This is a genomic window from Corallococcus aberystwythensis (genome assembly GCF_003612165.1).
In the GTDB taxonomy this organism is placed as follows: Bacteria; Myxococcota; Myxococcia; order Myxococcales; family Myxococcaceae; genus Corallococcus; species Corallococcus aberystwythensis.
In genome coordinates, this window is record NZ_RAWK01000104.1 from 23,759 (window position 1) to 30,314 (window position 6,556).

Consider the following 6,556-nt stretch of genomic DNA (forward strand, 5'->3'; position numbering starts at 1 on the left):
ACGTGTCCAAGCGGTGGGCGCGCATGTTGGTTGCTTCTGTGCATCCGGCCGGAGAGGCTGCCGCACCATGTCGCGCCTCCTCACCGTCCTCCTCGTCCTGCTCGCCCTGCCCGCCTCCGCCAGGGCCCCCAAGCTCACGCTGTTCATCAGCGTGGACGCCATGGGCAGCGACCTCTTGTTGAGAAACCGTCCACGCCTCACGGGGGGCCTGGGCCGTCTGCTCTCCACGGGCGCGTACTACCCCTACGCCCGGTACGCCTACGCGGAGGCGCGCACGGCCCCGGGCCACGCCACGCTGGCCACGGGCGCGAACCCGTGGCGCCACGGCATCGTGGACAACGACGTCTACGACCGGGCAACGGGCCAGGCGGTGCAGGTCTACACGGACCCGACGCATCCGGTGCTGAACGGCGAGACGGCCCCGGGGTCGGACACGAGCCCGGTGAACCTGATGGCGGAGACGCTGTCGGACCGGCTGCGCGTGTCCACGCAAGGCCGGGCCAAGGTGGTGGCGCTGTCGTTCAAGTCACGCGCGGCGATTCCGCTGGCCGGCAGGCAGGGCCAGGCGTGGTGGTTCGACGAGGCGACGGGACGGATGGTGACGAGCACCTGGTACGCGAAGGCGGAGCCCGCGTGGATGCAGGCGTTCAACGCGCGCAAGCTGGCGGACGCGGGGTTCAGCAAGACGTGGGAGCTGTTGCGCCCCCGCGCTGAATACGTGGGCGACGACGACCGCGCCATGGAGCCGGAGGCCTACGGCATGGGGCGCGTGTTCCCCCACGCGCTGAAGGGCGGGCTGCAGGCGCCCGGGCCGGCGTCGTACCGGGCGTTCGCGGTGTCGCCGCTGTCGCATGACCTGCTGGTGCAGGCGGCGACGGCCGCGCTGGAGGGCGAGGGGCTGGGGAAGGACGACGTGCCGGACATCCTCGCGGTGAGCTTCAGCGGGACGGATGCGGTGTTCCACGCGTTCGGGCCGTACTCGTGGGAGATGCAGGACACGATGCTGCGGTTGGATGTGGCGATGGGCCAGCTCATCGCCGCCGCCGAGCGAGCCGCTGGGGGCAAGGCGAACCTGGTCATCGCGCTGTCGGCGGACCACGGGGGCGCGGAGATCCCGGAGGCGTGGGCACAGGCGGGCGTGCCGGCCGCGCGGCTCAACCCGGTGGAGGCGGCGAAGGGGCTGGCGCAGGAGCTGAAGGCGAAGTTCGGCGTGGACGTGACGGTGAAGCTGCTGGAGCTGGACGTGTACCTGGGCGGCAAGGCGCTGGAGGACGGCAAGGTGGACGCGGTGGCGGTGCGGCGCGCGGCGGCGGCGTGGCTCGCGAAGCAGCCCTACGCGGTATGGGCGGTGGCGAAGGACGACCTGGACACAGCGCCCGACCAGGGGGGACTCATGGCGGCGATGCGCAGGGGCTACTACCCGATGCGCAGCGGCGACGTGGTGTTCATGTCGAAGCCGTTCCAGGTCATCAGCGATTATCCGCGCGGCACGAACCACGGCACGCCCTACTCCTACGACACGCAGGTGCCGGTGGTGTTCGCGGGCAAGGGTGTGAAGCCGGGGCTGTACCTGGAGGAGATCAACCCCGTGGACGTGGCCCCGACCCTGTCCGCGCTGCTGGAGATGGGGATGCCCGCGTCGGCGGAAGGCAAGCCGCGCGCGGAGGCGCTCACCGGAGCGCGGTAGGAGGCTCACCAAAAGCGAAGGGCAGGTCGCGTCGGCTTTCACCGGCCCGCCCTGCCCTCCCGCTGCGTGGAATGAAGTCCTGCGTCAGCCCTGCGCGGAGCGGGCCTTGCGCGCGGGCTTCTTCGTCGTCGCGATCTCCAGCGACAGGTCCATGGCCCGCGCCGAGTGCGTCAGCGAGCCCATCGACACGAAGTCCACGCCCAGCTTCGCCAGCCGGGGCAGCCGGTCCAACGTGACGCCGCCCGAGACCTCGATGGGCACGCGGCTCGCCGTCAGCTTCACCGCTTCGCGGATCTGCGCGTCGTCCATGTTGTCCAACATGATGACGTCCGCGCCCGCGGCGATGGCCTCTTCCAGCTGCTTGAAGTTGGTGACCTCCACTTCAATCTTCACCAGCCGGGGACCGTTCAGCTTCGCGCGGCGGACCGCTTCCGTGATGTCGCCACCCACGGCCGCGATGTGGTTGTCCTTGATGAGGATGCCGTCGAAGAGGCCGAAGCGGTGGTTGGACGCGCCGCCCATGCGCACCGCGTGCTTGGCCAGCCCGCGCATGCCCGGCGGCGTCTTGCGCGTGTCCAGCACCCGCAGCTTCGACCCCCGCACGGAGGTCATCGCCTGCTGGGCCAGCGTCGCGATGCCGGCGGCGCGCTGCACCAGGTTGAGCGCGGTGCGCTCCGCGGCCAGCAGCGAGCGCAGCTTGCCGTGGACGCGCGCGGCGACCATCTTCGGTTTGATCTCCTCGCCGTCGCGCTTGAGGACCTCCACCTCCACCTCCGCGTCCACCATGTGGAAGACGCGGACGAAGGCATCCAGGCCGGCGACGATCATCTGCTCCTTCGCGACCAGCTCACCACTGCCCACCGCGTCGGCGGGAACCACCGCCAGCGAGGTCACGTCCCCCGCCGCGCCCAGGTCCTCGTCGAGGGACAGCGCGATGAGCCGATCGAGATAATCCTGCTGCACTTCCGCCTCCTACCGGCGCGCCTTGCGCGCTGGCTTGCCCCGAGTGGTCTTCTTCGCCGCGGCCTTCTTCGCGGTGGTCTTCTTCCCCGCCGCCTTCTTCGCGGAAGCCTTCTTCGCAGGGGCCTTCTTCGCGGCCGTCTTCTTGCCCGCGGCCTTCTTCGCCGGAGCCTTCTTCGCGGCCGTCTTCTTCCCAGCGGCCTTCTTCGCGGCCGGCTTCTTCCCTGCCGCCTTCTTCGCGGAAGCCTTCTTCGCAGGGGCCTTCTTCGCCGCCGTCTTCTTGCCCGTGGCCTTCTTCGCCGGAGCCTTCTTCCCTGCCGCCTTCTTCCCTGCCGTCTTCTTCCCTGCCGCCTTCTTCACCGGCTTCGCCGAGCCCTCCGGCGCCTCGCGGGTGTCGCCACCCTCCTTGGCCCGGTCGAACTCGCGCATCGCATCGTCCACGAGGCCCATGCTCATGTACGCGACGCCCAGGTCGTGGTGGTCCGCCGGGGACAGCCCTTCCCTGGTGCCCTCGCGCAGCTTGTTGAGCGCCTCCTCCACCACCGGATCCGCCGCCTTGGGCGCCTGAGAAGCCTCCTCGGCTTCCATCTCGCCCTTCAGCTCCTGGCCCAGGTTCACCTCTTCGTCCTCCGGTGCCTGCGGCTCGGAGGCCACCTTCACCTGCGCGGTCTCGGGCGCGGGGGACTCGGACGCTTCAGGGGCTTCGGACTCGGTGCTGCCCGGTAACGGTGACGGCGTTTCGGACATGGGGGGCTCCGGGGCGATGCGCTGGAGGTGATCCTGCAGCTTGACCGCGCGCTCCTGGAGCTCCGCCACCCGGGCCTTGTCCTTCTCCACCACGTCCGGCGGAGCACGGGCCACGAAGTTCGGGTTGTCCAGCTTGCGCTGCAAACTCGAGAGCTCCTGCTCGGCGCGGGCGATCTCCTTCTTCAGGCGGTCGCGCTCCGCGTCCAGATCCACCAGCCCCGCCAGGGGCACGTAGATCTCCAGGTTGCCGCTCACGAACGCCGCCGCCTGCGGAGGCTTGGCCCCCGGCGGTCCCACCACCACCTCGGACAGGCCCGCGAGCGGCATCAGGTACGCGCGCCACCGCTCCAGCAGCTCGCGCGTCGTCGCGTCCGGGCTCTGCACCACCGCCTTCACCTTCGCGGACGGCGGCAGGTTGCTCTCACCGCGCAGCGTGCGCAGGCCCTCGATGGCCGCGATGACCGGCGCCATCTCCCCTTCCGCGGCCGCGTCCACCCATGCCGCCTCCGGCTCCGGGTACGCCGCGATGCAGATGCTCTCCGTGGGCCGGGACATCGGCAGCTTCTGCCAGATCTCCTCCGTGATGAACGGCATGAACGGGTGCATCAGCCGCAGGATGCGGTCCAGGCACGTCACCAGCACGGCGCGCGTGGTGTCCTTGGCCTCCGCGTCCTCGCCGTACAGCGAGCCCTTCGCCAGCTCGATGTACCAGTCGCAGAACTCCGCCCACAGGAACTGGTACAGCGTGGACGCGGCCTCCGCGAAGCCGAACGCCTCCAGCGAGGCGCGCGTCGACTCGGTGGCCCGCTGCAGCCGGGAGAGGATCCACCGGTCCGCCAGCGTCAGCGTGCGGCCCTCCAGCGGCGTGCGGTCCAGGCTGAAGTCGCCCATGTTCATCAGGGCGAAGCGGCTGGCGTTCCACAGCTTGTTGCAGAACGCCTTGTAGCCACCCAGGCGGTCCATCGACAGCTTGATGTCGCGGCCCTGCTGCGTGAGCGACGCCAGCGTGAAGCGCAGCGCGTCCGCGCCGTGCGCGGGCATGCCCTGCGGGAAGCGGTTGCGCAGGGACGGCTGCAGCGCCTCCGCCTTGGCGCCCAGGATGACGTCCAGGGGATCGATCACGTTCCCCTTCGTCTTGGACATCTTCTCGCCCTTCTCGTCGCGCACCATCGCGTGCAGGTACACGGTGCGGAAGGGCACATCGCCCATGAAGTGCAGGCCCATCATCATCATCCGGGCGACCCAGAAGAAGATGATGTCGTGGCCCGTCTCCATCACGGACGTCGGGTAGAAGGTCTTGAGGTCCGCCGTCTGCTTCGGCCAGCCCAGCGTGGAGAACGGCCACAGCGCGGACGAGAACCAGGTGTCCAGCACGTCCGGGTCCTGCGTCAGCTCCGTGCCGCCGCACTTCGGGCAGGACTCCGGCGCCGTGCGCGACACGATGACGTCCGCCGTGTCCTTCGAGCGCGCCTCCGGGGGCGTGCACGCCGTGCAGTACCACGCCGGGATCTGGTGGCCCCACCACAGCTGGCGGCTCACGCACCAGTCGTGGATGTTGTTCATCCAGTGGAAGTACGTGTTCGTCCAGGACTCGGGGACGAACTTCGTGCGGCCCTGCTCCACCGCCTCGATGGCCGGCTTCGCCAGCGGCTCAATCTTGATGAACCACTGCGGAGACAGGCGCGGCTCCACCACCGTGGCGCAGCGCTGGCAGGTGCCCACGCTCAGCTTGTGCGGCTCCTCCTTCTCCAGGAGGCCCAGCTCCGTCAGGTCCGCCAGCACCTGCTTGCGCGCCTCCGCGCGATCCAGGCCCGCGTACTTGCCGGTGTCCTTCGACATCTTCGCCGCTTCGTCCAGGATGGACAGCATCGGCAGCTTGTGGCGCAGGCCCGTCTGGTAGTCGTTGAAGTCGTGCGCGGGCGTGACCTTCACCACGCCGGTGCCGAACTCCATGTTGACGAGCTCCGCGTCCGCGATGATGGGGATGTCGCGGTCGGTGAGCGGCAGGGACACGCTGCGGCCCACGAGGCCCAGGTAGCGCGGGTCGTCCGGGTGCACGGCCACCGCCGTGTCGCCCAGGAGCGTCTCCGGGCGCGTCGTCGCCACGGTGAGCGAGCGGTCGCTGTCCTTCACCGGGTAGCGGATGTGCCAGAGCGAGCCGTTCTTCTCCTCGTGCTCCACTTCCAGGTCGGAGAGGGCCGTGCGGCAGGACGGGCACCAGTTGATGAGCTTCTGGGCCCGGTACATCAGGCCCTCTTCGTACAGCCGGACGAACACCTCGCGCACCGCGGCCGAGGACTGCTCGTCCATGGTGAAGCGCTCGCGGCTCCAGTCCAGCGACGCGCCCAGGTAGCGGTGCTGCTCACCGATGCGCGCGCCGAACTTGCCCTTCCACGTCCAGACGCGCTCGAGGAACGCCTCGCGGCCCAGGTCGTGGCGGCTCTTGCCTTCGGTCTTCTTGAGCTCCTTCTCCACCACCATCTGCGTGGCGATGCCCGCGTGGTCCGTGCCCGGCAGCCAGAGCGTGTTGAAGCCGCTCATCCGCTTCCAGCGGGCCAGGATGTCCTGGATGGTGGCGGTGAGCGCGTGGCCGATGTGCAGGCTGCCCGTCACATTGGGCGGCGGCAGCACGATGCTGAACGGCGGCTTGGAGGAAGGGGCTTCGGCGCGGAAGTAGTCGCGCTCCAGCCAGTGGTTGTACCACCGCGCCTCCACTTCGGAGGGCTCGTAGGCCTTGGACAGTTCAGTCGTGTCAGTCATTGCAAGCAGCCGGCCCCCGACGGGGCCGGCGGGGAATCAGGGGGGACTGCGAATCAATGCTGGGTCTCGCGGTCCTTGATGAGCCGCTCCAGCTCTTCCCGGATGATGGTCTCCGCCAGCTGCGGAACGACCTCCCAGGCAATCTTCTCGATGACCTCACGGGACGCCTTCGACAGCGCCTCGCGCAGCTGCGCCTCGCCGCCATCCGCGGCCGGACGGGCGCGCGCGGGCGGAGTGGCCGGCGAGGGTCCGCCGATGTCCAGGGAGATCTCCTCCGTGCCGCCAGGCAGCGAGTCCTCGAGGCGGAGGCTCTCCGTGCGGGCCTGCGCGGCGGGCGGCGCGGCCGGGGCGGCCGGAGCCCCCAGGCCGAACGGATCCCGGGCCCGGGCGGCGGGAGGCACC

The 6,556-nt window shown here is 69.9% G+C and carries 3 protein-coding genes and 1 pseudogene; 1 reads left to right on the top strand and 3 read right to left on the bottom strand.

Annotated features, from left to right (window positions below):
- The first annotated feature begins 67 nt into the window (after positions 1–67).
- A complete protein-coding gene (locus D7W81_RS18485) occupies positions 68–1,687 on the top strand; it encodes an alkaline phosphatase family protein (RefSeq protein ID WP_120556716.1) in 1,620 nt (539 codons plus the stop codon).
- An 84-nt stretch (positions 1,688–1,771) separates the two neighbouring features.
- On the opposite strand, the gene nadC is transcribed toward D7W81_RS18485, so the two are convergent.
- The 3 genes and pseudogenes from nadC to D7W81_RS18500 form a co-directional block, all read right to left on the bottom strand.
- Positions 1,772–2,650 (bottom strand): carboxylating nicotinate-nucleotide diphosphorylase, encoded by an 879-nt coding sequence (gene nadC, locus D7W81_RS18490; RefSeq protein ID WP_208721361.1) that lies wholly within the window; start codon positions 2,648–2,650, stop codon positions 1,772–1,774.
- A 9-nt stretch (positions 2,651–2,659) separates the two neighbouring features.
- Entirely contained in the window at positions 2,660–6,154 is a 3,495-nt protein-coding gene (locus D7W81_RS18495; RefSeq protein ID WP_120556717.1) for a valine--tRNA ligase, read from the bottom strand.
- Positions 6,155–6,207: 53 nt separating this feature from the next.
- A pseudogene (locus D7W81_RS18500) lies at positions 6,208–6,556 on the bottom strand (response regulator); the annotation flags it as partial.

Coding starts and splice junctions, on each gene's coding strand:
- D7W81_RS18485 (WP_120556716.1), top strand. CDS start 68: ATGTCGCGCCTCCTCACCGTCCTCCTCGTCCTGCTCGCCCTGCCCGCC.
- D7W81_RS18495 (WP_120556717.1), bottom strand. CDS start 6,154: ATGACTGACACGACTGAACTGTCCAAGGCCTACGAGCCCTCCGAAGTG.